Origin of the sequence: Xanthomonas bonasiae (assembly GCF_014836395.1) — a bacterium.
Taxonomy (GTDB): Bacteria; Pseudomonadota; Gammaproteobacteria; order Xanthomonadales; family Xanthomonadaceae; genus Xanthomonas_A; species Xanthomonas_A bonasiae.
In genome coordinates this window covers 308,745-333,872 of record NZ_JACSQX010000003.1, presented here as the reverse complement: position 1 = coordinate 333,872, position 25,128 = coordinate 308,745, and the positions used below count along the sequence as shown (strand labels likewise).

General features: G+C 70.7%; 23 protein-coding genes. 13 read left to right on the top strand and 10 right to left on the bottom strand.

Annotated elements, in window-relative coordinates; all coding sequences use genetic code 11:
* Positions 1 to 32 precede the first annotated feature (32 nt).
* Positions 33 to 1,112 (bottom strand): LysR family transcriptional regulator, encoded by a 1,080-nt coding sequence (locus H9658_RS06395; protein WP_225209791.1) that lies wholly within the window; start codon positions 1,110 to 1,112, stop codon positions 33 to 35.
* Between H9658_RS06395 and H9658_RS06390 the strand changes: the two genes are divergently transcribed.
* From H9658_RS06390 to H9658_RS06380, 3 genes are all read left to right on the top strand, one after another.
* Complete coding sequence (locus H9658_RS06390) at positions 1,087 to 2,394, top strand: MFS transporter (RefSeq protein WP_318241184.1); 1,308 nt, start codon at positions 1,087 to 1,089, stop codon at positions 2,392 to 2,394. The two genes, H9658_RS06395 and H9658_RS06390, sit on opposite strands and share 26 nt — an antisense overlap.
* 149 nt (positions 2,395 to 2,543) lie before the next feature.
* Positions 2,544 to 3,965: a DUF1800 domain-containing protein gene (locus H9658_RS06385; protein ID WP_191824756.1), complete on the top strand. Its 1,422-nt coding sequence runs from the start codon at positions 2,544 to 2,546 to the stop codon at positions 3,963 to 3,965.
* Positions 3,966 to 4,002: 37 nt separating this feature from the next.
* On the top strand, positions 4,003 to 5,142 hold the full coding sequence (locus tag H9658_RS06380; RefSeq protein ID WP_179563794.1) for a DUF1501 domain-containing protein: 1,140 nt from the start codon (positions 4,003 to 4,005) through the stop codon (positions 5,140 to 5,142).
* 172 nt (positions 5,143 to 5,314) lie between these two features.
* On the opposite strand, the gene H9658_RS06375 is transcribed toward H9658_RS06380, so the two are convergent.
* The gene (locus H9658_RS06375) at positions 5,315 to 6,406 is read right to left on the bottom strand and encodes a M35 family metallo-endopeptidase (protein WP_191824755.1); all 1,092 of its coding nucleotides are present in this window, start codon (positions 6,404 to 6,406) and stop codon (positions 5,315 to 5,317) included.
* 281 nt (positions 6,407 to 6,687) lie between these two features.
* Between H9658_RS06375 and H9658_RS06370 the strand changes: the two genes are divergently transcribed.
* Entirely contained in the window at positions 6,688 to 8,241 is a 1,554-nt protein-coding gene (locus H9658_RS06370) for a GH39 family glycosyl hydrolase (protein ID WP_191824754.1), read from the top strand.
* 289 nt (positions 8,242 to 8,530) lie between these two features.
* On the opposite strand, the gene H9658_RS06365 is transcribed toward H9658_RS06370, so the two are convergent.
* From H9658_RS06365 to H9658_RS06345, 5 genes are all read right to left on the bottom strand, one after another.
* Complete coding sequence (locus tag H9658_RS06365; RefSeq protein ID WP_191824753.1) at positions 8,531 to 9,412, bottom strand: polyprenyl synthetase family protein; 882 nt, start codon at positions 9,410 to 9,412, stop codon at positions 8,531 to 8,533.
* Positions 9,402 to 9,665 carry an exodeoxyribonuclease VII small subunit gene (locus H9658_RS06360; RefSeq protein ID WP_185820507.1) on the bottom strand — a complete coding sequence of 88 codons (264 nt, stop codon included), beginning with the start codon at positions 9,663 to 9,665 and terminating at the stop codon, positions 9,402 to 9,404. Before H9658_RS06360 ends, H9658_RS06365 begins: the two co-directional genes overlap by 11 nt.
* Before the next feature lie 31 nt (positions 9,666 to 9,696).
* Positions 9,697 to 11,007, bottom strand: coding sequence for a tRNA lysidine(34) synthetase TilS (gene tilS / locus H9658_RS06355; protein WP_318241183.1), 1,311 nt, complete (start codon positions 11,005 to 11,007; stop codon positions 9,697 to 9,699).
* Between the two features lie 534 nt (positions 11,008 to 11,541).
* On the bottom strand, positions 11,542 to 12,081 hold the full coding sequence (locus tag H9658_RS06350; RefSeq protein ID WP_225209790.1) for a WG repeat-containing protein: 540 nt from the start codon (positions 12,079 to 12,081) through the stop codon (positions 11,542 to 11,544).
* Positions 12,082 to 12,104: 23 nt separating this feature from the next.
* Positions 12,105 to 13,814 (bottom strand): alkaline phosphatase, encoded by a 1,710-nt coding sequence (locus tag H9658_RS06345; RefSeq protein ID WP_191824751.1) that lies wholly within the window; start codon positions 13,812 to 13,814, stop codon positions 12,105 to 12,107.
* 150 nt (positions 13,815 to 13,964) lie between these two features.
* Between H9658_RS06345 and H9658_RS06340 the strand changes: the two genes are divergently transcribed.
* The 3 genes from H9658_RS06340 (at position 13,965) to H9658_RS06330 (ending at position 16,804) form a co-directional block, all read left to right on the top strand.
* The gene (locus tag H9658_RS06340) at positions 13,965 to 15,305 is read left to right on the top strand and encodes a dicarboxylate/amino acid:cation symporter (RefSeq protein WP_191824750.1); all 1,341 of its coding nucleotides are present in this window, start codon (positions 13,965 to 13,967) and stop codon (positions 15,303 to 15,305) included.
* A 7-nt stretch (positions 15,306 to 15,312) separates the two neighbouring features.
* Positions 15,313 to 16,149 carry a class I SAM-dependent methyltransferase gene (locus tag H9658_RS06335; protein WP_191824749.1) on the top strand — a complete coding sequence of 279 codons (837 nt, stop codon included), beginning with the start codon at positions 15,313 to 15,315 and terminating at the stop codon, positions 16,147 to 16,149.
* A 175-nt stretch (positions 16,150 to 16,324) separates the two neighbouring features.
* Entirely contained in the window at positions 16,325 to 16,804 is a 480-nt protein-coding gene (locus H9658_RS06330; RefSeq protein ID WP_191824748.1) for an acyl-CoA thioesterase, read from the top strand.
* A 28-nt stretch (positions 16,805 to 16,832) separates the two neighbouring features.
* On the opposite strand, the gene H9658_RS06325 is transcribed toward H9658_RS06330, so the two are convergent.
* From H9658_RS06325 to H9658_RS06315, 3 genes are all read right to left on the bottom strand, one after another.
* Complete coding sequence (locus tag H9658_RS06325) at positions 16,833 to 17,582, bottom strand: nucleotidyltransferase domain-containing protein (RefSeq protein ID WP_191824747.1); 750 nt, start codon at positions 17,580 to 17,582, stop codon at positions 16,833 to 16,835.
* A gap of 244 nt (positions 17,583 to 17,826) precedes the next feature.
* Positions 17,827 to 18,648 (bottom strand): C40 family peptidase, encoded by an 822-nt coding sequence (locus H9658_RS06320; protein ID WP_191824746.1) that lies wholly within the window; start codon positions 18,646 to 18,648, stop codon positions 17,827 to 17,829.
* A 107-nt stretch (positions 18,649 to 18,755) separates the two neighbouring features.
* A complete protein-coding gene (locus H9658_RS06315; protein WP_406848108.1) occupies positions 18,756 to 19,235 on the bottom strand; it encodes a C40 family peptidase in 480 nt (159 codons plus the stop codon).
* 176 nt (positions 19,236 to 19,411) lie between these two features.
* Between H9658_RS06315 and H9658_RS06310 the strand changes: the two genes are divergently transcribed.
* From H9658_RS06310 to H9658_RS06285, 6 genes are all read left to right on the top strand, one after another.
* Positions 19,412 to 19,891 (top strand): FKBP-type peptidyl-prolyl cis-trans isomerase, encoded by a 480-nt coding sequence (locus tag H9658_RS06310; protein ID WP_179563805.1) that lies wholly within the window; start codon positions 19,412 to 19,414, stop codon positions 19,889 to 19,891.
* A gap of 169 nt (positions 19,892 to 20,060) precedes the next feature.
* Positions 20,061 to 21,338 carry a DUF418 domain-containing protein gene (locus H9658_RS06305; protein WP_191824744.1) on the top strand — a complete coding sequence of 426 codons (1,278 nt, stop codon included), beginning with the start codon at positions 20,061 to 20,063 and terminating at the stop codon, positions 21,336 to 21,338.
* Positions 21,339 to 21,523: 185 nt separating this feature from the next.
* Positions 21,524 to 22,882, top strand: coding sequence for a glutathione-disulfide reductase (gene gorA, locus H9658_RS06300; RefSeq protein WP_191824743.1), 1,359 nt, complete (start codon positions 21,524 to 21,526; stop codon positions 22,880 to 22,882).
* A gap of 248 nt (positions 22,883 to 23,130) precedes the next feature.
* Positions 23,131 to 24,066, top strand: coding sequence for a DMT family transporter (locus H9658_RS06295; protein WP_191824742.1), 936 nt, complete (start codon positions 23,131 to 23,133; stop codon positions 24,064 to 24,066).
* On the top strand, positions 23,988 to 24,428 hold the full coding sequence (locus H9658_RS06290; RefSeq protein ID WP_406848107.1) for an MGMT family protein: 441 nt from the start codon (positions 23,988 to 23,990) through the stop codon (positions 24,426 to 24,428). The genes H9658_RS06295 and H9658_RS06290 overlap by 79 nt, the downstream gene beginning before the upstream one ends.
* Before the next feature lie 40 nt (positions 24,429 to 24,468).
* Positions 24,469 to 25,125: a rhomboid family intramembrane serine protease gene (locus H9658_RS06285; protein WP_191824740.1), complete on the top strand. Its 657-nt coding sequence runs from the start codon at positions 24,469 to 24,471 to the stop codon at positions 25,123 to 25,125.
* Positions 25,126 to 25,128: the final 3 nt, after the last annotated feature.

Genomic DNA, 25,128 nt, shown 5'->3' with positions numbered 1-25,128 from the left:
GCGAAGAAGGCCCGGCATTCGCCGGGCCTTTTTTATTTCGGCCGCTCGGCAACCGGCGGTTCAAGGCCAAGTCCCGGTGTCGCTGCGACAGCCGCGGCCACGAAGTCCATCACCGCGCGCACCGGCGCAGATCGGCGCAGGTCGCGGTGCACGACCAGCCAGATATCGCGCGAGAACATGTTTCCCGCGTGTTCCAGTCGCAGCATCGCGGGGTCTGCGTCGCCCAGGAAGCACGGCAGGCCGGCGACGCCGGTCCCGGCCCGCGCCGCGGCCAGATGACTGCCGATGTCGCTGAGTTCGCAGCCCACCGTCCGCTTGCCGGCGATGTCCAGCAGCCACTGTTGCTGCGGCATGTCGGCGAATTGCGCGTCGTAGGCGATGAAGGTCCAGTCCTCGGGGCGGTGCGCCGCCGCGTAGTCGCGGCTCGCGTACAGCGCGAACGGCATCTGCGCGAGCCTGCGCACGACGCTGCTGGCTTCGGTGGGGCGCACCAGCCGCAGGGCGACGTCGGCTTCGCGCCGGCTGAGCGAGACCTGCTGCGCCTGCGCCAGCACCGACAGGCGGATGCCGGGGTAGTCGCTGCGGAAATCGGGCAGCCGCTGTGCCAGCAGGTGCGTCACCAAGACCGGCGGCGCGCTGAGCGTCACCGTTCCACTCAGCGGCGTGTGGTCGGCACGGACCAGGCGTTCCGCGGCGAACGCGGCCGCTTCCATCGTTTTGGCGTGTTCGTAGAGATGCGCGCCCAGGGCGGTCAGGCGGCAGCAACGCGGCAGGCGCTCGACCAGCGCAGCCTGCAGCTCGGCTTCCAGCGCGGTCAGCCGGCGGCTGACCGTGGCATGGTCCACCTGCAGGGCGCGGGCCGCGCCGGACAAGGTGCCGGCACGCGCGACCGCCAGGAAATGACGAAAGTTCTCCCAATCGAACATCTGTGCGTTTTCTCCAGGCTGGCTGGCGATTTTAGGGAATTTGCGCGGACACCGGTGCCGCCTAGCATGCAGCGTCATCGCATTTCGGACGCATTCCATGGCTTCGCCTTCTCCCTCCGCGCGTGGCACGTTGCTGGCGGCCGCGCTCGGCTTCGTGGTCGTGCTGCTCGATGTCAGCGTGGTCAACGTGGCGCTGGACGCCTTGCGCCAGCGCTTCGCCACCGACGTGGCCGGCCTGCAATGGGTCATCAACGCCTATACGCTGGTGTTCGCCGCCCTGCTGCTGAGCAGCGGCGCGCTCGGCGACCGCTACGGCGCGCGGCGGATCTTCCTGCTCGGCTTCGCGGTGTTCACCCTGGCATCGGCCGCGTGCGGCCTGGCCGGCAGCCTGCCGCTGTTGATCGCCGCACGCTTGGTGCAGGGCCTGGGCGCGGCGCTGCTGGTGCCCAATTCGCTGTCCATGCTGCAACAGGCATTCCCGGACCGCGAGCGGCGCAGCCGCGCGGTGGGCTGGTGGGGCGCCTGCGGCGGCATCTCGCTGGCGGCCGGGCCGGTGCTGGGCGGAGTGCTGGTGACCCACCTGGGCTGGCGCAGCATTTTCCTGCTCAACCTGCCCATCGGCGCGATCGGGATCTGCCTGACGCTGCGCCATGTCGCCGCGCATGGCGGCAGCCATCGGCGCAGCCTGGACTGGGGCGGGCAGGCGACGGCCATCGTGGCGTTGGCGGCGATGACCATGGCCTTGACCGAAGCCGGCCCGCTCGGCTGGGGCCATGGCCTGGTCCTCGGCAGCCTGCTGCTGGCAGTCGCGGCGGCGCTGGGGTTCGTCTGGATCGAGGCGCACAGCGCCGCGCCGATGTTGCCGTTGCCGCTGTTGCGGATTCCGACCTTCGCCGTGGCCTCGGTCGCCGGCGTGGTGGTGAACTTCGCCTATTACGGGTTGATTTTCGTGTTCAGCCTGTTCTTCCAGATCCAGCAGCAGCTCTCGCCGCAACTGGCGGGGGTGGCCTTCCTGCCGATGACGCTGGTGCTGATGGCGGTCAATGTGCTGGCCGGCCGCCTGATCACCCGCATGGGCAGCCGGCGCTTGATGGTCGCGGGGTTGCTGCTGGCGGCGCTGGGCTACGCGCTGCTGCTGCCGGTCAGCATCGATGGCAGCTATTGGCGCCTGGTGGTGCCGATGCTGCTGGCGGCCAGCGGCATCGCGCTGATGGTGCCGACCATGACCAACGCGACGCTGTCGTCGGTGGACGCGTCGCGCGCGGGGATCGCCTCCGGCGTGCTCAATTCCGCACGGCAGGTGGGCGGCATGCTCGGCGTGGCCATCTTCGGCTACCTGATCCGGGATACCGCGGCCGCGGCCTTCATGCGCGGCATGCATCTGTCGATCGGCATTTCCGTGGCGTTGCTGCTGTGCGGGAGCGTGCTGTGCTGGTTCGGCATCCGTCCGGAGCGTCCGACGGTGTGACCGGGTCCGTGGTGCCGCCGCGGCCTGTGCGTGGTTCCTGGCCCACGATCCGCTCTTCCGGCGAGCTCGCGCGGCAGGTTGCGGCTGCGGCGGGTCAACCTGGCCTGGTGTCGCGCGTTTGCATTACCGATGCCGAACCGGAGCGCCGCATGATCCGTCGCGAAACCCTGAGTGCCGCGAACCGCTTCGGTCTGGGCGCGCGCCCCGGCGAACTGGCGACCATCGACGATCCGCACGCGTGGCTGGCCGCGCAGGTGCGCGCGGCGCCCGCTGCCGGTCCCGCCATGCAGGGCTTGCCCGACAGCCTGGACTATCTGCGCCGCGAAGCCGACTACCAGCGCGAACGGCGCCAGGCGCGGATGCAGGCGCCAGCGGATGCCAAGCCCGCGCAGCAGGCGGCGCGCGGCCTGTACCGGCAGGCGCAGGCGCAGGAACTGGCGGCGCGCTACGCCGTCGCGGTCGCCAGCGCGGACGGTTTCGCCGAGCGCCTGGTGCATTTCTGGTCCAACCATTTCGCGGTCTCGGTCGACAAGCGTGCGGCCGCGCTGTACGCCGCGCCGATGGAGCGCGAAGCGATCCGCCCGCAGTGCATGGGCCGTTTCGCCGACCTGTTGCTGGCGGTGGAGCGGCATCCGGCGATGCTGCGCTACCTGGACAACGCCAATTCGATCGGTCCCGACTCGGTGCTGGCGCAACGCGCGCAGCGCCGTGCGGCGCGCCAGGGCCTGGATGCGCCGCCGCGCCGGCCCGGCCTCAACGAGAACCTGGCGCGCGAGATCCTGGAGCTGCATACGCTGGGCGTGGACGGCGGCTATACCCAGGCCGACGTCACCGAGCTGGCGCGCGCGATCACCGGCTGGGGCGTGCCGACGCCGCGCGATTTCGAACAGGGCGCGCCCGATCGCGCCTTCGTGTTTCGCGCCCCGGCGCATGCCGCCGGCAGCCGTCAGGTGCTGGGCCGGCGCTACGCCGAGGCCGGGCTGGAGCAGGGCGAGGCGATCCTGACCGCATTGGCCGGGCACCCGGCCACTGCGCGGCATGTGTCGCTGAAGCTGGCGCGGCATTTCGTCCATGACGATCCGCCGCCGGCGCTGGTGCAGCGCATGGCCGACGCCTGGCTGCGCAGCGATGGGCATTTGCCCAGCGTGTACCGGGCGCTGATCGACAGTCCGGAGGCTTGGAGTGCGCAGGCGCGCAAGTTCAAGCCGCCGCAGGATTTCGTGCTGTCGGCGCTGCGCGCCGGCGGCGAATGGCCGCAGGCGCCGGCGCAGCAGAAAACGGTGCTCGGCCTGCTGATGCGCATGGGGCAGCCGCCGTTCACGCCGCGCTCGCCGGCCGGCTATGCCGATGTGGCCGCCGAATGGAGCGGGCCGGATGCGCTGTGGAAGCGGGTGCAGGCGGCCGAGGCGCTGGCCGGGCTGGTCGCACCCACCGATCCGCTGGCGCTGGCCGGCAGCGTGTTCGCCACCAGCCTGGACCAGGACACCGCCAGTGCCTTGCGCCGCGCCGAATCGGCGCGCGACGGCGTGGCCTTGCTGCTGGCCAGCCCGGCCTTCCAATGGCGCGCCTGAGCGGCGCGTCGCGCACCACGATCGCGGAGAACGCCCGATGCAACTGACACGCCGCCGTTTTCTCGCCGCCAGCGGTGCGGCCACGTTGTTGAGCCTGTGGTCCGGCGCCGCTCTGGCCACGCCGGGCGCGCAGACGCGGCTGCTGGTGGTGCTGCTGCGCGGCGCGCTGGACGGCCTGCATGCGCTGGTGCCGCAGGGCGATGCGGACTACGCGCGGCTGCGCGGCGCGCTGGCGCCGCCGCAGACCCTGGCGCTGGACGGCAGTTTCGCGCTGCACCCGGCGCTGGCCTTCGCCCACGAACTGTATGCGCGCAAGCAGTGGCTGCCGGTGGTGGCGGTGGCGCCGCCGTATCGGCAACGCTCGCATTTCGAAGCGCAGGACTGCCTGGAAAACGGTACCGCGCGGCCCAGCGGCGCCTCCAGCGGCTGGCTCAACCGGTGTGCGGCGGCGCTGCACGGCGCCGACGCGCTCTCGGTGAGCACGGTGACGCCGTTGATCATGCGCGGTCCGGGCGCGGTCAGCAGTTGGTCGCCGCCGTTGCCGACCGCGGTCAATCCGATCCTGCTGCAGCGGCTGCAGCCCCTGTACGCCGCAGATGCGCAACTGGCCGACGGCTTCGCGCGCGCGGTGCGCGGGCAGGGCATGCAGGTGGACAGCGTCAAGGGCGGGCAGCTGCCACAGGCGATGAGCGCCGCCGCCAGCTTCATGGCCAAGGCCGACGGCCCGCGGATCGGCTTCGTCGAGGATTCGGGCTGGGACACGCACGGCAACCAGGCCACGGTGCTGCAGCGCAAGCTGGCCGAACTCGATGCCGGAGTGCGCGCGTTCCACGATGGCGCCGGCGCCAGCTGGGAGCGCAGCGTGGTCGCAGTGGTGACCGAGTTCGGGCGCACCGCGGCGGTCAACGGCACCGGCGGTACCGATCACGGCACCGGTGGCGTCGCCTTCCTGGCCGGCGGCGCGATCCGCGGCGGGCGCGTTGCCGGCGACTGGCCGGGGCTGTCGCCGCGGGCCTTGAACGAAGGCCGCGATCTGCGCGCGACGGCCGACTTGCGCGGCCTGTTCAAGCATCTGTTGAGCGCCCACCTGGGCGTGTCCGAAGCGGCGCTGGAAACGCAGGTGTTTCCGGGCAGCGGTGCGGTGCGGGCGATGGAGGGACTGGTGGCGTCGCGCTGAGAGGGCATGCCGACGCTGCACGTCGACGCTTCCGATCCGTGGTCGCATGCACGACAAACCGGCCGCCGCTCGGCATCCGATGCGGCGGCCATCACCTCGTACTGCGCTGCGACACCGGTGCCGGCATGGGCTGCCGGCACCGGTCGCGCGTGCGCTGCGTGCGGCGCCAGGCTCAGTTCTGCGCCGGGGTGTTCTCGGCGAAGTACTCGTGGCTGTCGGCGTTCTTCACCGCGCGCGCCGGGTTGCTGGTGGCCAGGTTGCGCGCCGCGCTCTGGCCGTAGGCATAGTCCGAGGTGCCGGCGACCACGGTGAAATGGCTCATCTCGTGGATCAGCGTGCCGGCCTTGGAGTCGGTGCCGGTCAGCGGCGCGCTCCAGAACGCGTTGCAGACGTAGATCTGGTACGGCTGATTGGCGTAGACGTAGGCGTAGGAGCTGTCGCTGCAGCCGCAGTTGATGGTGACCTGGCCGTTGTTCTGGTCGATCGCCGCATCGATGTTGACGAAGTTGGAGGTAGCGGTGCTGTAGCGGCTGGCGTTGTACGCGCCGAACCAGGAGGTGTAGCGCGCGCCGGTGCTGCCGCCGTTGAGATAGGTCTTGGCGTTCTGCGAATAGGTGCGCGCCGAGTTCACCGCGCTGCCGATGGTGCTGATCTGGCTGCTGCTGCACGAGGCGTAGTTGATGCCGTTGACCACGGCCTGCGGACCGGCCATCAGCTCGTTGCGCACCGCGCGGCCGCGGCCGTCCAGCCACAATGTCAGCGGTGCGCTGGACACGGTCTGCGCCTGGCCGTCGGCGCGCTGCATCCGCTCGCCGTCGGCGAATGCGGCGTACTGCAGCGACGCGTTGAGGTGGATGGTGTAGTTGCCGCTGCGCGACAGGTCGTAGGCGTTGGCCAGGTCGATCTGCGCGTGCCGCGCTTCGCCCGGCTGCAGGGTCACGTAATCCTCGGCGCGCGGCGCGGCGCGCTTGACCAGTCGCCCGACGTAGTCGACCGTGCTGCCGTCGCGTGCGATCTCGAACAGGCTGGCATCGAGTTCGCCCAGCGGCAGCTCCCACCTGGGCACGCGCGCCACGCGCTCGCCGGTGTTGCGCACGGTGACCGCGACCTGGCCGCGGTACTGGCCGTCCGCGTCGGCGACCGGCGCCAGTTCGACCTGCAGCGGCGTGGCGGTGCGCGACAGCTGCGATTGCGCAGTGGCCGCCGACATGAGGCCGACCAGGCTGAAGCCGATGGCTGCCGAGATCAGGGATACGTGTTTCATGCAGGCTCTCTCCGTCGAAAAGGGGGTGCCCGTGCGAGGGCGTATGCAAACTAGCCCGACGATCCGCGGGCAACCGGCGTTTGCGCGTTTGTCTGCGATTCCGTCCAGCGAACCGGGCGATCGGTCCCACAAACGACGTTCGCGCGCAGACGCGGCGCAGCGATTCGCTGCAGAACGCGCGTGTAGCGCCTCGCATCGCGTGTTCGCCCGTGCGCTTCCGGTTTGCCGGTGCGCATGCCGATGCTAGAGTCGGGCATTCGCGCCTTGGGAGAGGGGATGTCATGGGAGTGCTACGGCTGTTGCTGGCTGCTGCATTGGGTTCGCTGGCAGCGGTTGCCGCGGCGCAGCCTGCGGTCCGCGAGATCGCGCTGGACGTGCAGGGGCCGACTTCGCCGCGCGATCGCTTCTACGACCTGTCGGTGGGTTCTGACTATCCGGGCACGCTGCTGCGCGAGGACAGCCTGGCGCAGCTGCGCACGGCCCGCGACGAACTGGGCTTCCGCTATCTGCGTTTCCACGCGATCTTCCACGACGTGCTCGGCACCTACCGCGAGGTCGATGGGCGCCCGGTCTACGACTGGAGCAAGATCGACCAGCTCTACGACCGCATGCTCGGCATGGGCATCCGTCCCTTCGTCGAACTGGGCTTCACTCCCGAGGCGATGAAGACTTCCGACCAGCAGATCTTCTACTGGAAGGGCAACACCTCGCATCCGCAGCTGGACAAGTGGAGTGCGCTGGTGGACGCGTTCGTGCGCCATGCGCGCCAGCGTTACGGCGAGGAGGAAGTGCGCCGCTGGTACTTCGAGGTCTGGAACGAGCCGAACCTGGCCGGTTTCTGGGAAGGCGCCGACCAGTCCGCGTACTTCGCGCTGTACGCCGCGACGGCGAAGACGATCAAGCGCATCGATCCGCAGCTCAAGGTCGGCGGACCGTCGACCGCGGGCGCGGCCTGGGTTCCGGAGTTCATCGCGCATGCGCATGCCGCCGGCACGCCGCTGGATTTCATCGCCACCCATACCTACGGCGTGGACGGCGGCTTCCTCGACGAGAAGGGCGAGAGCGACAACAAGCTGTCGCCATCGCCCGATGCGGTGACCGGCGACGTGCGCCGCGTGCGCGAGCAGATCCAGTCTTCGGCGATGCCGGGGCTGCCGCTGTACTTCACCGAGTGGAGCGCCAGCTACAACCCGCGCGATCCGGTCCACGACGCCTACCTCAGCGCGGCCTACATCCTGAGCAAGCTCAAGGCAGTCGAGGGGCTGGCGCAGGGCATGAGCTACTGGACCTACAGCGACCTGTTCGAGGAACCGGGCCCGCCGACCGCGCCGTTCCAGGGCGGCTTCGGCCTGCTCAATCCGCAGGGCATCCGCAAGCCGGCGTACTTCGCCTACAAGTACCTCAATGCGCTGGGCGAGCGGCAGCTGCGCACTACGGATGCACAGAGCTATGCGACCTACGACGGCGGCGTGCTGAAGCTGCTGGCCTGGGAGTTCGTCACCCCGCAGCAGGACAAGAGCAATCGCCCGTACTTCACCCAGGTGCTGCCGGCGGCCGCGACCGCGCCGCTGCGCTTGCAGCTGCGCGGACTGGCGCCGGGCACGTATGCGCTGGCGATCCGCCGCACCGGTTTCGACGCCAACGATGCCTACAGCGCCTATCTGCGCATGGGCTCGCCGAAGGCGCTGAGCGCGCAGCAGCTGCGGCAGCTGCAGGAGCGGACGACCGACACGCCGGAACTGCGCCGCGTGCGCGTCGGCAAGGACGGCAGCGCGCAGGTGGACGTGGCGATGCGCGCCAACGATGTGGTACTGGTCGAGTTGCGTCCGCGCTAGCGCGCGGGTTTTCGCGCCGATTGGCAGCGCGCGCCTGCAACCTGTAGGAGCGGCTTCAGCCGCGACCGGGTCGTTCCTGCCTGGGACAGCTCCGGTCGCGGCTGAAGCCGCTCCTACAACGTGCCAGCGCCTAGTCGTGCTGGAGGGCTACCGATGGAATCCGCCGCGACTGAAGTCGCTCCCACGTGAACCTTCAGCCCGAAGACACCTAACCTATCCGATCCTGCCGCTGCCTCTGTCGCGGCTGAAGCCGCTCCTGCAGTGGCTTACAGGGAGCGGCTGGATGGACTCAGTGCGAGCGATCCACCGCCAGCCGCGCCAGCGCCGCCAGCGTGTCGGCGCGGGCGCCGTGGCCGTGCAGGCTGTCGCGTATCGTCGCCGCCAGTTCGGTGAGCTTGGCCTTGGCGCCGTCCATGCCGAGCAGCGCGGGATAGGTGGACTTGGCCTGTGCCGCGTCCTTGCCGGCGGTCTTGCCGAGCTGCTCGGAGCTGGCCTCGATGTCGAGGATGTCGTCGCGCACCTGGAACGCCAGGCCCAGCGCGCTGGCGAAGGTATCCAGTTGCGCGAGCGCGGCGGCATCGGCACCGCCGGCCAGCGCGCCCAGGCGCACGCTGGCGCGGATCAGCGCGCCGGTCTTCAATGCGTGCATGCGCTGCAGCTCGGCCAGCGGCTGCACCGTGCCGGTGGCGTCGATGTCCAGCGCCTGGCCGCCGCACATGCCGGCCGCGCCCGCGGCCTCGGCCAGGGTCTGCAGCCAGCGCACGCGTAATGCCGCATCGGCCGCGTCGGCACCGGCCAACAGCGCGAAGGCCAGGCTCTGCAACGCATCGCCGGCCAGGATCGCGGTGGCCTCGTCGAAGGCGATGTGTACGGTGGGACGGCCGCGGCGCAAGGCGTCGTCGTCCATCGCCGGCAGGTCGTCGTGGACCAGCGAATAGGCGTGGATCAGTTCCACCGCCAGTGCCGGCGCGTCGAGTCGGGTTTCGTCGGCGGCGAACAGCGCGCCAGTGGCGTAGACCAGCAGCGGACGCATGCGCTTGCCGCCGCCGAGGGTGGCGTGGCGCATCGCCGCGTGCAGGCGCTGCGGCGCGGCGGCGGCACTGGGAAGGTGCGCATCCAGGCCGGCTTCCACGCGCTGGCGCCAGCGCGCGAACGCGGCGTCAGCCGCCATGGAGCGGGGCGGGATCGAACGGCTCGGCGCTGTCCGGCTGCTCCGGATCGCTGAGCAGGCGCACGCGCAGTTCGGCCTGTTCCAACGCCTGCTGGCACTGCCGGTACAGGCCGACGCCGCGCTCGTAGGCGCTCAGCGACTGCTCCAGGCTCAGGTCGCCGGTTTCCATCTTCTCCACCAGCACTTCCAGTTCCTCGAGCGATTGCTCGAAGCGGGCGACCGGGGAGGCTTCTTCTAATGACTTCTTGGGCATCGCGGAAGTGTGCGCGGCGCCGGCGGCAGGGTCAATGCGAGGCGGGTGACGATGGCGTGGCGGCGCTGTCCAGTACCAGCCGCGCGTGCCGTGCCTGCAGCCAGGCGTGCAGCGGCGCGGCGACGATCCGGTCGCCGGCGGCGAGCAGGCGCTCGGCGTCGAACAGCAGCGGCAGGCGCGCGCGCTGCCAGGGCGGCACGGCGCGCTCCTGCAGCAGCTGCTTGAGCGCCTGCGAGTGGACGCGCCCGGGCAACAGGATGCGTTCGCCGCCCTGGCGCAAGCGCACCAGCAGCGGGGCGTCGAACACCAGCGGGGTGTCGGCGAGCAGCCGCAGGCGGCGGCCGTCGGGCAGCGCCAGCGGTGCGCGGCCGTCCCACTGCGCCTGCCAGTCGGCGGGCAGCGGCGGCGGATCGCGTTCGGCGTACAGCGCCTCGCGCCAGCTGCGCAGCGTCGCGCCATGCCAGGCGAACTGCGCGGCGGCGTCGGCACGCGCGTGCAGCAGCGTGCGCTCGATCGCCATCAGGCCGGCAGCCGGCAGCGGCGGCAGGCCGGCTTGCGCGATCCAGCGCCGCAGCACGCGCGCACGGCGCGGCGCCGGCAGTGCGCGCAGCTGCGGCAGCAACAGCGGCGCGGTGGCGTCGGCGCGCAGCGCCTCCAGCGCGGCCTGGTCGCCGTCGTCCAGCAGCGCGCCGGCCTCGCCGCACAGCTGCGCGCTGCGCGCCAGCGCGGCATCGGCATGCGGCCAGCGCTGGCGCAGCAGCGGCAACACCTGCAGGCGCAGGAAGTTGCGGTCGAAGTCGGGGTCGGCATTGCTCGGGTCTTCGACCCAGCGCAGCGCGTGCCGCTGCGCATAGGCGTGCAATGCGCTGCGCGGCAAGGCCAGCAACGGACGCCACAGCATGCCGTTGGCGAAGCTGCGCAGCGGCTGCATCGCCGCCAGTCCGTCCGGGCCGGACGCGCGCAACGCGCGCAGCAGAAATGTCTCGGCCTGGTCGTCGCGATGCTGCGCCAGCGCCAGCCACTCGCCTTCGCCCAGCACCTGGGCGAAGGCTGCGCGTCGCGCCTGTCGCGCCGCCGCCTCCAGGCCGTGGCCGCTGTCGCGCGGGACCTGCACGTGCAGCACCTGCAGCGGGATCGCCAGGGCGGCGCAGCAGGCGGTGCAGTGATCGGCCCATGCATCGGCGTCGGCATGCAGGCCGTGGTGCACGTGCAGCGCGCGCAGCCCGGCGCGTCGGTACTGCGGCTGTCGCGCCAGCGCGTGCAGCAGCACGCTGGAATCCAGCCCGCCGCTGAGCGCGACCAGGACCGCCGCCGGCGCCGGGTCGGGCAGGGCGGCGCTCACGGCGCAGGACGATGCGATATCCGAATGGGGCTTCATCGCGTCACTTTAGAGGCTGGCGGCGTGGCCGCGAAGCATGCTGCGGACGGTACGTCGCGGTCGCGCAGCGGATTGCGCTGGAGGCGGCGGCGAAGGGTGGCCTGGATCGCGACCATGCGCTTGTATCGCCGCCCAACCCAATCCAACCCGACCCGATCCGATCCGATCCGATCCGATCCGACGTGGCCGCGCTCGGCATGCGGCGTATCGCCGCGCTGTCGGTGTCGGTGTCGGTGTCGGCAGGAGCCTGCAGCCGATCCTGTCGAAAACGGCAGCGGCAACCGGCTGCCGGTTGTCGAGCGCCTGGAGCAGGGGCTCGGTGCCGTACCGCAGCGCCGCGTCCGCGCGCCGTGGCGGGTTGCGGCTCCTGTCACGTTCGACGGTACGCGGCGGCCGCGCCGCAAGCTTCGCTCCGCGCCAGTGGCGCGGGCGCTGCAAAGGGGATAGGGGCGCAGTCCGCCGCCCGCTTTGTCGGTGGGCCGACGCGGTCGGATGCGCTCAGGGCTGCGGTTCGGGCACTTCGCGGTTGTTGCGGTCGATGGCGTACCAGCGCCCGCCCTCCATCGGCGTATGCCCGTCGCCATCGGGCGTGCCGCGGCGGCAGCCGTCGCAGACCCGGGCCACGCCGTTCTCGAACGGCCAGGCGAAGTCGTGGACCGGCGGGATCACTTCGCGCAGCTGCCGGTCGTAGAAACCGATGCGGCCATGGAAGATGCCGCGGGTGAGGCCTTCGGCGAAATAGTCCGGGCCGCTGTCCCAGAGGATCACCGGCAGGCTGCTGCCATCGGCGCGCACGTAGTAGAACTGGTCGCCTACGGTCAGCACCGACAGGCCATCGGCGTCGAACTGCAAGCCTTGCGCTGTCCGCGGCGAAAGCCGCAGGCGGCCATCGGCCGCGACGCGGCAGCCGGGCACGATGGCGCGGTCGGAGTTCGGGTCGGCGATCCGGCATGCGCTGTCGGCCTGCGCCCAGGCGGCCGGCGCCGCCGCGAGCGCAGCCAGCGCGACCAGCGCCGCCGCCCGCCGCCTTGCCTTCATCGCGTGCCGCTGCCGCGCCAAACTCACTTTGCGGTGGCGCCGGCAGCCTCGGCCACGAACGCGTCCGGCTTCGGCAACTGCACCGGCACGCCGTCGCCGTTGCAGGTGCCGGCCTGGCACAGGCGCCCACGCAGCTTCGGCGTGGCCTGCACGATCACGTGGTAGATCACGTTCTCTTCCAGGCTGCCGCGGAACGCGTCGCTGCCGGGGCCGCGCGCCCAGATGCCGACGTCGTCGCCGCCATGGGTCTCGGCCTTGGTCGGTACCAGCGCTTCCTGCATGAAGTCCGGCTGTTCGGTATCGACGTGGGTCAGGTCGGGGCGGCCCTTGACCGGTTCGAAGCTGCTCGGCGCATGCGGGAACTGTTTGATGCCGGCCGGCTGCTGGTTGCTGGCGCCGGTGTAGCCGGGGCCGTTGGCGTAGCTGAGCGTGGCGTACGGCTGGCCGTTGCCGTCCAGCGCCAGGTCGCCGGTGTTGGCGTCTTCGCCGCTGGTGCCGCGCACCTTGCCCAGGATCGGGTTGCCGCGCTGCGGGTAGCCGACGAAGTTGAGCGTGTGCGAATGGTCGGCGGTGACGACGATCAGCGTGTCCTCGGCCGAGGTCGCCTCCGCCGCGGCCTGCACCGCCTGCGACAGGGCGATGGTCTCGTCCAGCGCGCGGTAGGCGTTGCCGGCGTGGTGGGCGTGGTCGATGCGGCCGCCTTCGACCATCAGCACGTAGCCGTCCTTGCCGCGCGACAGGGTGCGGATCGCGGCGCGGGTCATCTCGGCCAGGCTCGGGTCGCCGGCCGCGCTCTGGTCGCGGTCGTGGTCGAACTGCATGTGGTCCGGCTCGAACAGGCCGAGCAGCGCCGGCGCGTTCTGCGCCGCTTCCAGCTGCCCGCGATTCCAGACGTAGGCGCCCTGCGGGTGGCGCTGGCGCCATTCGCCGACCAGGTCGCGGCCGTCCAGGCGCAGGCCGACCTTGTCGTCGTATTCGGGATCGCGCTGCTCGACCGTGGTGAACTGGCTGCGGCCGCCGGCCAGCATCACCTGCGGGCCGCGGCCGTAGCGCGCGCTCACCATCTGCTGGGCGATGTCGCGGCAGCCTTCGGCCACCGCCTTCTCGGGCAGGTCGGTGTCGCTTTCCCAGTTGCGTTCGGGGGTGTGCGCGTAGGTCGCCGCGGGGGTGGCGTGGGTCAGCCGGGTGGTGGTGACGATGCCGGTGTTCAGGCCGGCGCTGTCGGCCAGTTCCAGCCAGGTCAGCAGCCGCTTGCCGAGGCTGTCGGCGCAGGCCTCGCGCTTGCCGGCGGACACGCCGATCGCGCCCATATGGGTCTTCACCCCGGTGGTGATCGAGGTCATGGTGCCGGCCGAGTCCGGCGTCTGCGAATCGGTGTTGTAGGTCTTGCTCAGCGCGGTGGCCGGAAACGCCTCCCACGACAGCTGGTTCTCCTCGCCGGAGGCGCCCTTGCGCTGGCCGTCGAGGATGCGCGCGGCGGCGACCGTGGTCAGGCTCATGCCGTCGCCGAGGAACAGGATCACGTTCTTGGCCTTGCCGCGCATCGCGCCGTTGTTGGCGGCCTTGGCCGCGCCGCTGCGGTACCACCAGTCCGGCGTCTCGCCGCCGGGATGGGCGACGGCCGGCACGGCGATGGGCGCGATGGCGGCGCTGGCAGGTGCGCGCGGCGCACTGGCGCAGGCCGCCAGCAGCAGGGTGGAAGCGGCGGCGAAAGCGGGAACGAGATGGCGCATGCGAGGAACGGCCCCTGGGCACGAAGTCCTGCGCATTATGCCGGCTGCGACAAGGCACGCCGATGACATCGCGCCTTTCCAGCCATGGCGTCGTCGCCCGCGCCGGCTTGCGCTATGGTGCAGGACCCCGAGATTTTCTGGACAGCATCGATGAAAGTGGTGACCGCCTGGTTGCGCATCCCGTTCTGGCAGCGCGTGGTGGCCGGCTTCGTGCTCGGTGCGCTGGCCGGCTGGGCGCTGGGGCCGGCGGCGGACACCTGGTTCGGGCCGCTCGGCGACCTGTACGTGACCCTGATCAAGATGATCGCGGTGCCGCTGGTGTTCTTCGCGGTGATCAACGCGATCTCTTCGCTGCACGGCCAGCAATCGGTGGCCAGGCTCGGCGGGCGCACCTTCCTGTGGTTCGTGCTCACCGCCGCGCTGGCGGTCGGCGTCGGCCTGGCCGTGGGCACGCTGCTGCAGCCGGGCGCCGGCCATTTCGGCCTGAGCGTGGATGGCGCATGGAAGCCGCGCGACGTGCCCAGCCCGATCCAGGTGCTGCTGGACGTGGTGCCGTCCAATCCGTTCTATGCGCTGACCGGCATCGGCACCAGGACCAACGCCGCCGGCGAGACGGTGCTGGCGGCCGGGCGCGGCTCGATCCTGCCGGTGATCTTCTTCGCCGCGCTGCTGGGCTTTGCGATGGTCAAGCTGGGCGAGCGCGTGGCCGAGGCGCGCAAGCTCACCGGGCAGATGAGCGAGATCATGATCCAGGTCACCCGCTTCGTGCTGGAGATGACCCCGCTCGGCACCTTCGGCCTGATCGCCTCGCTGGTCGGCAGCTACGGCTTCGAGAAGCTGCTGCCGTTCGGCAACTTCGTGCTGGCGCTGTACCTGGCCTGCGCGATCCACATCCTGGTGGTGTACAGCGGCCTGCTGCTGGCGCACGGGCTGAACCCGTGGAAGTTCTTCCGCGGCGCCGCGCCGGGCATGCAGGTGGCCTTCGTCAGTTCCTCCAGCTTCGCCGCGATGCCGGTGGCGCTGCGCTCGATCACCCACAACCTCGGCGTCAACAAGGACTACGCCGCGTTCGCGGTGCCGCTGGGCGCCAGCATCAAGATGGATGGCTGCGGGGCGATCTTCCCGGCGCTGTGCGCAGTGTTCATCGCCCAATACACCGGGGTGCCGCTGACCGCCAACCAGTATTTCGTGGTGCTGATCGCCTCGGTGCTGGGCAGCTTCGGCACCGCCGGCGTGCCCGGTACCGCGGTGGTGATGGCCACGGTGGTACTGAGCGCGGCCAACCTGCCGCTGGAGGTGATCGGCTACCTGTACGCGATCGACCGCGTGCTGGACATGATGCGCACCATGACCAACGTCACCGGGCAGATGCTGGTCCCGGTGCTCGTGGCCAAGGAAACCGGCCTGCTCGACCGCAGCGTGTACGAGGCGGCCTCGAGCAATGTCGGCCTGGAAGATCCGCCGGCCGACGGGTCCGGCCAGCTGCGTTGATTCCGCGGTGAGCACGCCAGCGATCAGTCTGCGCGAACAGCTGCAACAGCTTCCCGGGCTGACGCCGATCGATGGGGTGCTGGTGCAGCAGGCGCTGGCCGCCGATCCGTTCGAGCGCCAGTACCTCGCGGTCCGGCAGCAGGAAGGCCGCGTCTACAGCGACGCGCAGGTACGCACGCTGCCGCATCCCGGCGGGGCGCTGGCCGCCAGCCACGAGTGGCGGGTGCGCGCCGAGTCGTGCCGGCGTCTGCTGCGCCACCTGCGCGCGCGCGGCGGCAGCGGGCCGTTGCTCGAACTGGGCTGCGGCAACGGCTGGCTGTCGCAGCGGCTGGCCGAGGGCCTGCAGCGCGAGGTCTGCGGCGTCGACGTCAACCGTACCGAGCTGGCGCAGGCCGCGCGCGTGTTCGCGGCCAGTGCGCATCTGAGTTTCGTCGCCGGCGACATCCACACGCTGCCGCTGCCGCCGCAGCGCTTCGATGCGGTCGTGCTGCCGGCCTGCATCCAGTATTTCGCCGACCCGCGCGCGCTGATCGCGCGCCTGCTCGGCCTGTTGCAGCACGACGGCGAACTGCACGTGATCGACAGTCCGTTCTATGCAGACGCCGCGCAGGCGCAGGCCAGCGCCGCGCGCAGCCTGCGCTACTTCAGCGGGCTGGGTTGCACGGAACTGGCCGATCAGTATCACCAGCACACCTGGGCCGCGCTCGACGGCATCGCGCTGCGCGTGCTGTTCGATCCGCGCAGCCTGCGTGCCCTTTGCCTGCGCGCGCTGCGCCGGCCGCAGCCGCACTTTCCGTGGCTGTGCATCCGCAAGCGCGACAACCCGGCATTGGCGGTTGCCTAGGCTGTCGCGATCGCGAGGCGGGCATCGCTGGCGAGGCGAGGGCGCGCGGCATTGGCCGTTCCTGCGCGCTGCTGTCGCCGGGCCCTGAACCGCCGATCCGCGCGTTGCGGCGTTGCGGCGCCTGCAGCATCGGTACGTGGCAGACTTCCGCTTCCTTACTTTCCCTGGAGCCCCGATGAGCGGCACGCAACGCGAACTGACCTTCCGCTTCCTGGCCGAGCCGATCGACGTCAACTACGGCGGCAAGGTCCACGGCGGAGTGGTGATGAAGTGGATCGACCAGGTCGGCTACGCCGCCGCGGTGGGTTGGAGCGGACGCTACAGCGTGACCGTGGCGGTCGGCGGCATCCGCTTCGTCTCGCCGATCCGGATCAGCGACATGGTCACGGTCAGCGCCAAGCTGGTCTACACCGGCAGCACCAGCATGCATTTCGCGATCGACGTGCGCGCGCGCGACCCGATGGGCGGCGACTCGCGGCTGTGCACCCACTGCATCATCGTGTTCGTGGCCCTGGACGGGGTGGAAGGCAAGCCGACCCCGGTGCCGTCGTGGACTCCGGATACGCCGGAGGACCATCGCCTGTCCGAGTACGCGCTGAAGGTGATGGAGCTGAGCAAGGGCATCGAGGACACCATCTCCCACTACCAGGCCTGATATCGCGGCCAAGACGCCGCGCCGCGACTCAGGCGCGCCAGTCCGCAGGCGCGGTGCGGCAGTCGCCATCGAACAGGCGGCCGCCGTGCGCGGCCAGTTCCCGTTGCGCCAGCGCGAGCACCGGCGCGCAGTCCGCGCTGGCGAACAGCGCGGCGAAGGCGTGCTCGAAGCGCTGGCCCAGCGCGGGATCGATCCGCGCGAGCAGACGCGGCGCCCATTTGCCGCTGCCGGACCAGCGCCCGCGCCCGCGCAGCGCCAGTTCCGTCAGGAGCGGGTGCAACAGGGCGCCGATCGCGACGATCTCGGCGGCGCTGCGCTCGCCGCACAGGTCGTCGATCAGGTCGGTGATCTGGTAGCGCAGCGCGTCCACTTGCGCCGGCGACAGCGGCGGCGGACCGGCCTGCAGGCGTGCGGCGATCTGGCCTTGCAGGGTGCGCGCGGGTTCGCTCGCGGTGCCGACGATGCAGCCCTCGGCGATCATGTGCAGCAAACTGGGGCGGCCGCGGGCCACGTCGTCATCGAGAAACCAGGTCAGCGTGCCCGGATCGTGGACGAAGGCTTCGACCGGCACGCCGTCGGCCAGGAACGATTCGCGCCGCGCCGCGGGCAACCGCTCGTAGACCACCACTAGATCGATATCGGACAGGTGGGTGCCTTCGCCGCGCAGGATCGAGCCGGCGGCGAAGCCGAAGGCCGCCCCGTCGTAGCGGCTGGACAGCAGCGCCTGCGCGATCGCCAGCGCTTGCGCGGGTGTGGGCAGAACGGGCGCGGCCGGCATCAGTGCGCCGCCTGCCGGCACCGCGGAGGGATGGAGGAACAACGGTGCCGGTGGACACGGCGCGGCGGCGCTGCGGGCGAGGGCGGTGGCGTCATTGTGGTCCCGGGGGCATGATCGAGCCGGGCCAGCGTAGCGTGCCGCCAGCAGGGCAGCCAGGCGCCAGGCGCCGGGTGGCGAACGATCGCCACAACGAAAAAGGCCGCTGTCTCCAGCGGCCTTTCTTTTTGCCTGCGTGCTGCGCCGCTTACATCGCCACGCGCCGCGCCTGCACGAACTTCTCGCTCCAGTAGCCGCTGGTCAGCGTGTCCACGCGCACGTCCTTGCCGCGGCTTGGCGCGTGCAGGAAGCGGCCTTCGCCGACGTACAGGCCGACATGGTCGACACGGCCCTTGCGGCCGAAGAACACCAGGTCGCCCGGCGCCAGCGCGTCGCGGTCCTTGATCAGTTCGGCATTGGCCTCGCGCGCCATCTCGCGCGACACGCGCGGCAGCTCGATGCCCAGCGCGGTCCGGAACACGTAGCCGACCAGGCCGCTGCAATCGAAGCCTTCGGTGTCTTCGCCGCCCCAGCGGTACGGGGTGCCGAGCAGCGCCATGGCGCGCTTGAGCACCGACTGCACCTTGTCGCCGCCCGGGACCACGCCTTCGCGCAGCGGCGCCTGGGACACGTCGTAGTTGGCCAGCAGGCGGCTGATGTCGCCGGCGAACATCGCCGAGCGGTCCATCAGCGGAATGGTGTCGTTGGCGGCCAGATGCGGGAGCAGGGCGGCCAGGGTGGCGGTGGCGGCGGCGTCGGCCTTGCTGCGTGCGGTGGCCGGGGCCTGCGCGGCGACCGGCTTGGCGGTCGCGGACTGGGAGATCGTGGGAGTGGTGCTGGTGGCGCCGGCGGCGGTCACTTGCGCCGGTGCGACGGGAGCGATGGCTTCGGGGACTACGGTGTCGGCCGGAGCCGACTGGGCCAGGGCCGGAACGGCCGAGAGGCAGAGCGAGGCGGTGCAGATTAAGCGGAAGGCGGCCCGGCGGGGGACGGAGGTCTTGCCTGGAGAGGTCTTGGCTTCGGTCGTCACGCTTCGATCACAAATTCAAACGATGGGCGATGATGCCCTGTAGACAGCAAGACGAAGTTCAAATTGCGTTAATATTTCGTAATTATGAATGTGAGCGAAACCACAGTTCAGTGCAGGACGCGCTTGGCACCGGTGTAGTGGTCGCGCCAATAGGTCCCGTCCAGATAGTCCAGGCGGACCGTTCCGCCGGTGCTGGGGGCGTGCACGAAGCGGCCCTCGCCGACATAGATGCCGACATGACTGACCGTGCCGCCGCTGCCGAAAAACACCAGATCGCCGGTGCTCAGGCGTTGCGGATCGATCCGCGGACCCTGCACCGCGGCCAGTTCGCGCGAGGTGCGCGGCAGCCGCAGGTCGAGCATGTCGCGGTAGACGTAGGCGACCAGGCCGCTGCAGTCGAAGCCGGAATCGGGGGTATTGCCGCCATAGCGGTAGGGCGTGCCGACCAGGCCCAGCGCGCGCATCAGCACCGCGTTGGCCGCGGCCGGGTCGGCCGGCGCCACCTGCGGCCAGCTGCGCACCGCCACCGGCGGCGGCGGGCGCGACGGGCGCACCTCGTGGCGGCCGCAGGCGGCCAGCACGGCCATGCACAGCAGGACCGCCCCACAGGGAAGACGGCGCCGCGTGGACGTTGCAACTGGCTTGTTCTGCATGGAGCCGGGATAATGCGCAACCTTAGATGGCCGCCATCATGGCGGCGCTCCCGTCGGCCGACAAGCCGTCCACACCGTCTGCCATCGGCAGCCACAGCGCAGAGTTGCACATGAAGATCGAAAAAGACCGCGTCGTCCGTTTCCACTACACCGTCTCCGAAGCCGGCCAGGCGCCGATCGAGACGTCCAAGGACCGCGATCCGCTGGTGATCCTGATCGGCCACGGCAACATCATCCCGGGCCTGGAGAACGCGATGCTGGACCAGGAAGCCGGCGCCAGCTTCGGCGTCGACGTGGCCGCCAAGGACGCTTACGGCGACTACCGCGAGGGCCTGACCCAGCGCGTGCCGAAGAAGCATTTCGGCGCGACCAAGCTGCAGCCGGGCAGCCAGGTGGTCCTGCAGACCAACTTTGGCCCGCGCGCGGTGACCGTGCAGAAGGTCGGCATGAGCGTGGTCGATGTCGACCTCAACCATCCGATGGCGGGCAAGGACCTGCATTTCGACGTGGAGATCCTCGAGGTGCGCGAAGCCAAGCCGGAAGAGATCGAGCACGGCCACGTGCACGGCGAGGGCGGTCATCACCACTGAGTGAGCGCGGCGCGGGTCCCGTTGGCGGGATCCGTGTGCGCCATGCCGGTGCGCGCTGCGCCGCCGTTGCCTGATCGGCGTGGCCGAACGGCGCGGCCGCGCTCGCCGCTCGGCCACTTCCGTACTTCACGTACTTCGCGATGCGCCTTGGCGCATGCGCGCCGCGGCGATGGATAATCGCCGGTCTTTCGTCCGGTGCCACGCCTTGGCTTCCTCCGCTCCCGTGCTGCAGCCCGTCGCGCCCGCCGAACGCATCGTCACCCTGGACGTGCTGCGCGGTTTCGCGCTGCTCGGCATCCTGCTGATGAACATCGAGGGCTTCGTCGGTCCGCTGGATACGGCGATGACCGGGCTGGATCCGCTGTTGCGCGGTGCCGATCGCGTCGCCGATGCGGCGGTCTACCTGCTAGTGCAGGGCAAGTTCTACACCTTGTTCTCGCTGTTGTTCGGCATGGGCTTTGCGGTGATGGCGCAGCGCGCCGAGGCGGCGCGGCGCGAGTTCGGCGGCTTCTTCGTGCGCCGCAGCACGGTGCTGCTGCTGATCGGCGTGCTGCATGCGGTGCTGCTGTGGTCCGGCGACATCCTGGTCAGCTATGCGCTGCTGGCGTTCATGCTGCTGGCCTTTCGCGAGGCGCCGACGCGCTGGTTGCCGTGGATGGCGCTGGCGGTCTACCTGTGCTCGCCGCTGCTGTCGCTGCTGACCGGCGCGGTCGGCTCGGCGGCGCAGGCCGATCCGCACGGCGCCGTGCAGTGGCGGCAGGTCATGGCCGAGCAGGCGCAGCGCGCGGCGGCGGCGCTGGAACAGCAGCGCCAGGTGTTCGGCCACGGCAGCTACGCGCAGGCGACCGCGCAGCGCCTGCGCGACCTGATCGATGCGCTGGGTACGCTGGTGTTCAATGCGCCGACCATCTTCGGCATGTTCCTGCTCGGCGCATGGTGCGTGCGCAGCGGCCTGGCGCAGCAGCCGCAGCGGCGTCCGCGGCTGCTGGCGGCGCTGCGCTGGGGCGTGCTGCCGGCGGGCATGGCGCTGATGCTGCTGAGCTTCCGGCTGGAACCGTGGATGGATCCGGCGCGCCTGGACCTGCGCCTGGCCAGCGCGTTCGCCTTGGCCACCGTGGCCAGCGGGATGATGGCGCTGGGCTATGCGGCCTGGTTGCTGCGCTTCGCCCCGGCGCTGCGCTGGCTGGCACCGGCCGGGCGCATGGCGCTGAGCAACTATCTGCTGCAGTCGCTGCTGTGCACCACGCTGTTCTATGGCTATGGCCTGGGCTATTTCGAGCGCCTGCCGCGCGTCTGGCAGATCCCGTTCGCGTTCGCGCTGTTCGCGCTGCAGGTGGTGGCGTCGCAGCTGTGGCTGCGCCATTTCCGCTTCGGTCCGGCGGAATGGCTGTGGCGTTCGGCGAGCTATCTGCGTTGGCAACCGATGCGCCGTCATGGCACTGCCTGAAACGCGACTGCCCATGACGATGCGCCGATCCCGTGTATGCCGCGGCATCCTCACGCGTGGCTCGCCACCGCGCGTGGCATGCTCGGAACCAGCATGAGCAACACGATAGGACAACCGATGGACGACCAGAGAGGCGGGCAGTCGCCCGCGATCGACCCCACGCCGTACCGCAGGGAGCGTGTGCAGTGACCGATGCCGTCTACGACTACGACCTGCTGGTGCTCGGCGGCGGTTCTGGCGGCCTGGCCACCGCGTTCCGCGCCGCCGGCCTCGGCGCGCGCGTGGCGATTCTGGAGCCGGGCGCGCTCGGCGGCACCTGCGTCAACATCGGGTGCGTGCCGAAGAAGGCGATGTGGCTGGCCGCCGACCTGGTCGGGCGCATCGACCTGGCCCGCGCCATCGGTTTTTCCATCCCCAGTTCCACCTTGTCGTGGCCGGAGCTGGTGGCGCATCGCCAGGGCTATATCGGCAACATCCACGGCAGCTACCGGCGGCGCCTGGATGCCGACGGCGTGGTGCTGATTCCGCAGCGCGGCCGGCTGCTGGATGCGCATACGGTGGAATGCGGCGACGGCGTGAAGGTCAGCGCCGGCCACGTGGTGATCGCCACCGGCGCGCATGCGCTGCGGCCGCCGATCGAGGGCGCCGAGCTGGGCCTTGTATCGGACGATTTCTTCAATCTGTGCGAGGCGCCGCCGCGCGTGGCCATCGTCGGCGGCGGCTATATCGCGGTGGAGCTGGCCGGCCTGCTGCAGGCGCTGGGCAGCCGCGTCGATCTGTTCGTGCAGGGCGAGCGCCTGCTGGAGCGTTTCGATGCGGAACTGGCGCGGCAGCTCGGCGAGAACCTGCGCCATCAGGGCGTGCGCCTGCATTTCGGCTATCGCGCCACGGCCCTGCGCCGCGGCGAGCAGGGCCTGCACTTGCACGACGGCGACGGGCAGCCGAGCGAGCCCGTGGACCAGGTGTTCTTCGCGATCGGGCGGCGTCCGAACAGCAAGGACATCGGCCTGGAAGCGCTGGGCGTGCGCATCGGCGACAAGTGCGAGATCGTGGTCGACGATTACCAGAACACCGACGTGCCGGGGCTGTACGCGATCGGCGACGTGGCCGGCAAGGTCGGCCTGACCCCCGTGGCGATCGCGGCCGGACGCAAGCTGATGGATCGCCTGTTCGGCGACCAGCCGCAGGCGCGGCTGGACTACGACAACGTGCCCAGCGTGGTGTTCTCGCATCCGCCGCTGGGCCAGGTCGGCCTGGGCGAGGAGCAGGCGCGGGCACGCTACGGCGACGCGGTGACGGTGTATCGCAGCAATTTCCGGCCGATGCTGCATGCGCTGGCCGACGCGCCGCAGCGCAGCCTGTTCAAGCTGGTCTGCGCCGGCGAGGACGAACGGGTGGTCGGTTTCCATCTGCTCGGCGACGGCGCCGACGAGATCCTGCAGGGTTTCGCGGTGGCGCTGAAGCTGGGCGTGACCAAGCGCCAGCTGGAAGACACGGTGGCGATCCATCCGACCTCGGCCGAGGAAGTGGTGCTGATGCGCTGAGGCGCGTGCCGTCGCGGTGCTGCTGCAGGTGGTGGCGCCGAAACCAGGGATGGCGCGGGCAAGGCGACGTACGAGCGGTGCGGTCATCCGCCTTAGTGCATTGCGGCGCCGGCGTTATGCAGGCTGGTTGCGGGTGGTTCGCGCCGATGCGCTCCGCTCTGCCGCATTGGTAGCGCTGCTGCAGCGGGCAGCGGCCGTAGAATGGGCGGCATGCACGATGTTCGTTTCCGCTTCGGCGCCGGTCCGCGATGAGCGCCTCCGAGCGCTCGACCGCCGCTCCGCTGGCGACGGCGCATGCCGACCTGGGCGGCGTGCTGCTGGCCGCCGGCGGCGCGATCGCGTTTTCCGGCAAGGCGATCATCGTCAAGCTCGGCTATCGCTACGGGGTGGACGCGGTGACCCTGCTGGCGCTGCGCATGCTGGTGGCCTTGCCGTGTTTCGCGGCGATGGCGCTGTGGGCCGCGCGCCGGGCGCCGCCGCTGCAGCGCGGCGACCGCTGGCGCATCGGCGCGCTCGGCGTGCTCGGCTACTACCTGGCCAGCTACCTGGATTTCCTCGGCCTGGCCTACATCACCGCGACGCTCGAGCGGCTGATCCTGTATCTGACCCCGACCCTGGTGTTGCTGATCGGCGTGCTCGCGTTCCGCCGCCGGCCGCAACGCCGCCAGCTGTGGGCGCTGGCGCTGAGCTATCTCGGCGTGCTGCTCGCCTTCGGCCACGACCTGCAGGTCGGCGGCGCGCGCACCGCCTGGGGCAGCCTGCTGGTGTTCGGCAGCGCGCTGGCCTATGCGCTGTACCTGGTCGGCAGCGGGCAGATGGTGGCGCGGATCGGCGCGGTGCGGCTGACTGCCTACGCCAGCCTGGTCGCCTGCGTGCTGTGCATCGCCCAGTTCCTGCTGCTGCGACCGCTGCAGGCCTTGCTGCTGCCCACGCCGGTGTACTGGCTGTCGCTGCTCAACGGCACGCTGTGCACGGCGGTGCCGGTGCTGGCGACGATGCTGGCGGTGCGGCGGATCGGCTCGGGCCTGGCGTCGCAGATCGGCATGCTCGGCCCGGTCTCGACCATCGTGCTCAGCGTGCTGTTGCTGGGCGAGGCGATGGGGCCGTGGCAGATCGTCGGCACGCTGCTGGTGCTGGGCGGGGTGCTGACGGTGTCGCGGCCGGCACGGACGGTGCCGGCATGAGCGGGCAGGGTTCCACGTCGGCGGCCGAGGCCTCGGCGGCGGCCCAGGCGCGGATCCTGGCTACGATCCGCGCGATCCCGTCCGGCCAGGTGCGCGGCTACGGCGAGGTGGCGATGCTGGCCGGCTTGCCCGGCCGCGCGCGCCTGGTCGCGCGGGTGCTCGGCGGCAACACCGATCCGGCGCTGCCCTGGCACCGGGTGCTGCGCAGCGACGGGCGCATCGCCTTCCCGGAAGGCTCGCGCGGCTTTCGCGAACAGTGCCAGCGGCTGCGCGCCGAAGGCGTGGCGGTGCAGGGCGGACGGGTGAAGCGTGCCCCAACGCCGGCGCGCGACCTCGACGCGGCGTTATGGGGGCCGCAATAGCGAGCGGCTATGATGGTCGGCAGTTGCCACGGACACGACCATGTTTCCCAGACTTCCGCCTGTTACCCAAGCCCTGCTGATCGGCAATGTGGTGGTGTTCCTGCTGCAGCAACTGCTCGGCGACGACACCTTCTCGCCATTCATGCTGTGGCCGCTCAGCGACTTCGATGCGTTTTCGCCGGGACAGAATTTCCAGATCTGGCAGCTGCTGACCTATGGCTTCCTGCATGGCGGCTTCTCGCACCTGCTGTTCAACATGCTGGCGCTGTACATGTTCGGCGGGCCGCTGGAGCAGACCTGGGGCAACAAGCGTTTCCTGACCTATTACCTGGTATGCGTGGCCGGCGCCGGCCTGTGCCAGCTGCTGGTGGGCTGGTGGACGGTGAGCAACGGCGGCGATCCGTACCGGACCCTGGGCGCGTCCGGCGGCGTCTTCGGCCTGCTGTTGGCGTTCGGCATGCTGTTCCCGAACCAGCGGGTGATGCTGCTGTTCCCGCCGATCCCGATGAAGGCGCGGACCTTCGTGATCGTGTTCGGCGCGCTGGAGCTGATCATGGGCTTCACCGGCTGGCAGCCGGGCGTGGCGCATTTCGCGCACCTGGGCGGCATGCTGTTCGGCTGGCTGCTGATCCGCTACTGGCGCGGCCAGCCGCCGTTCGGCAAGCGCAAGCCGCCGCGGCCGCGGATCGTGCGCTGAGGG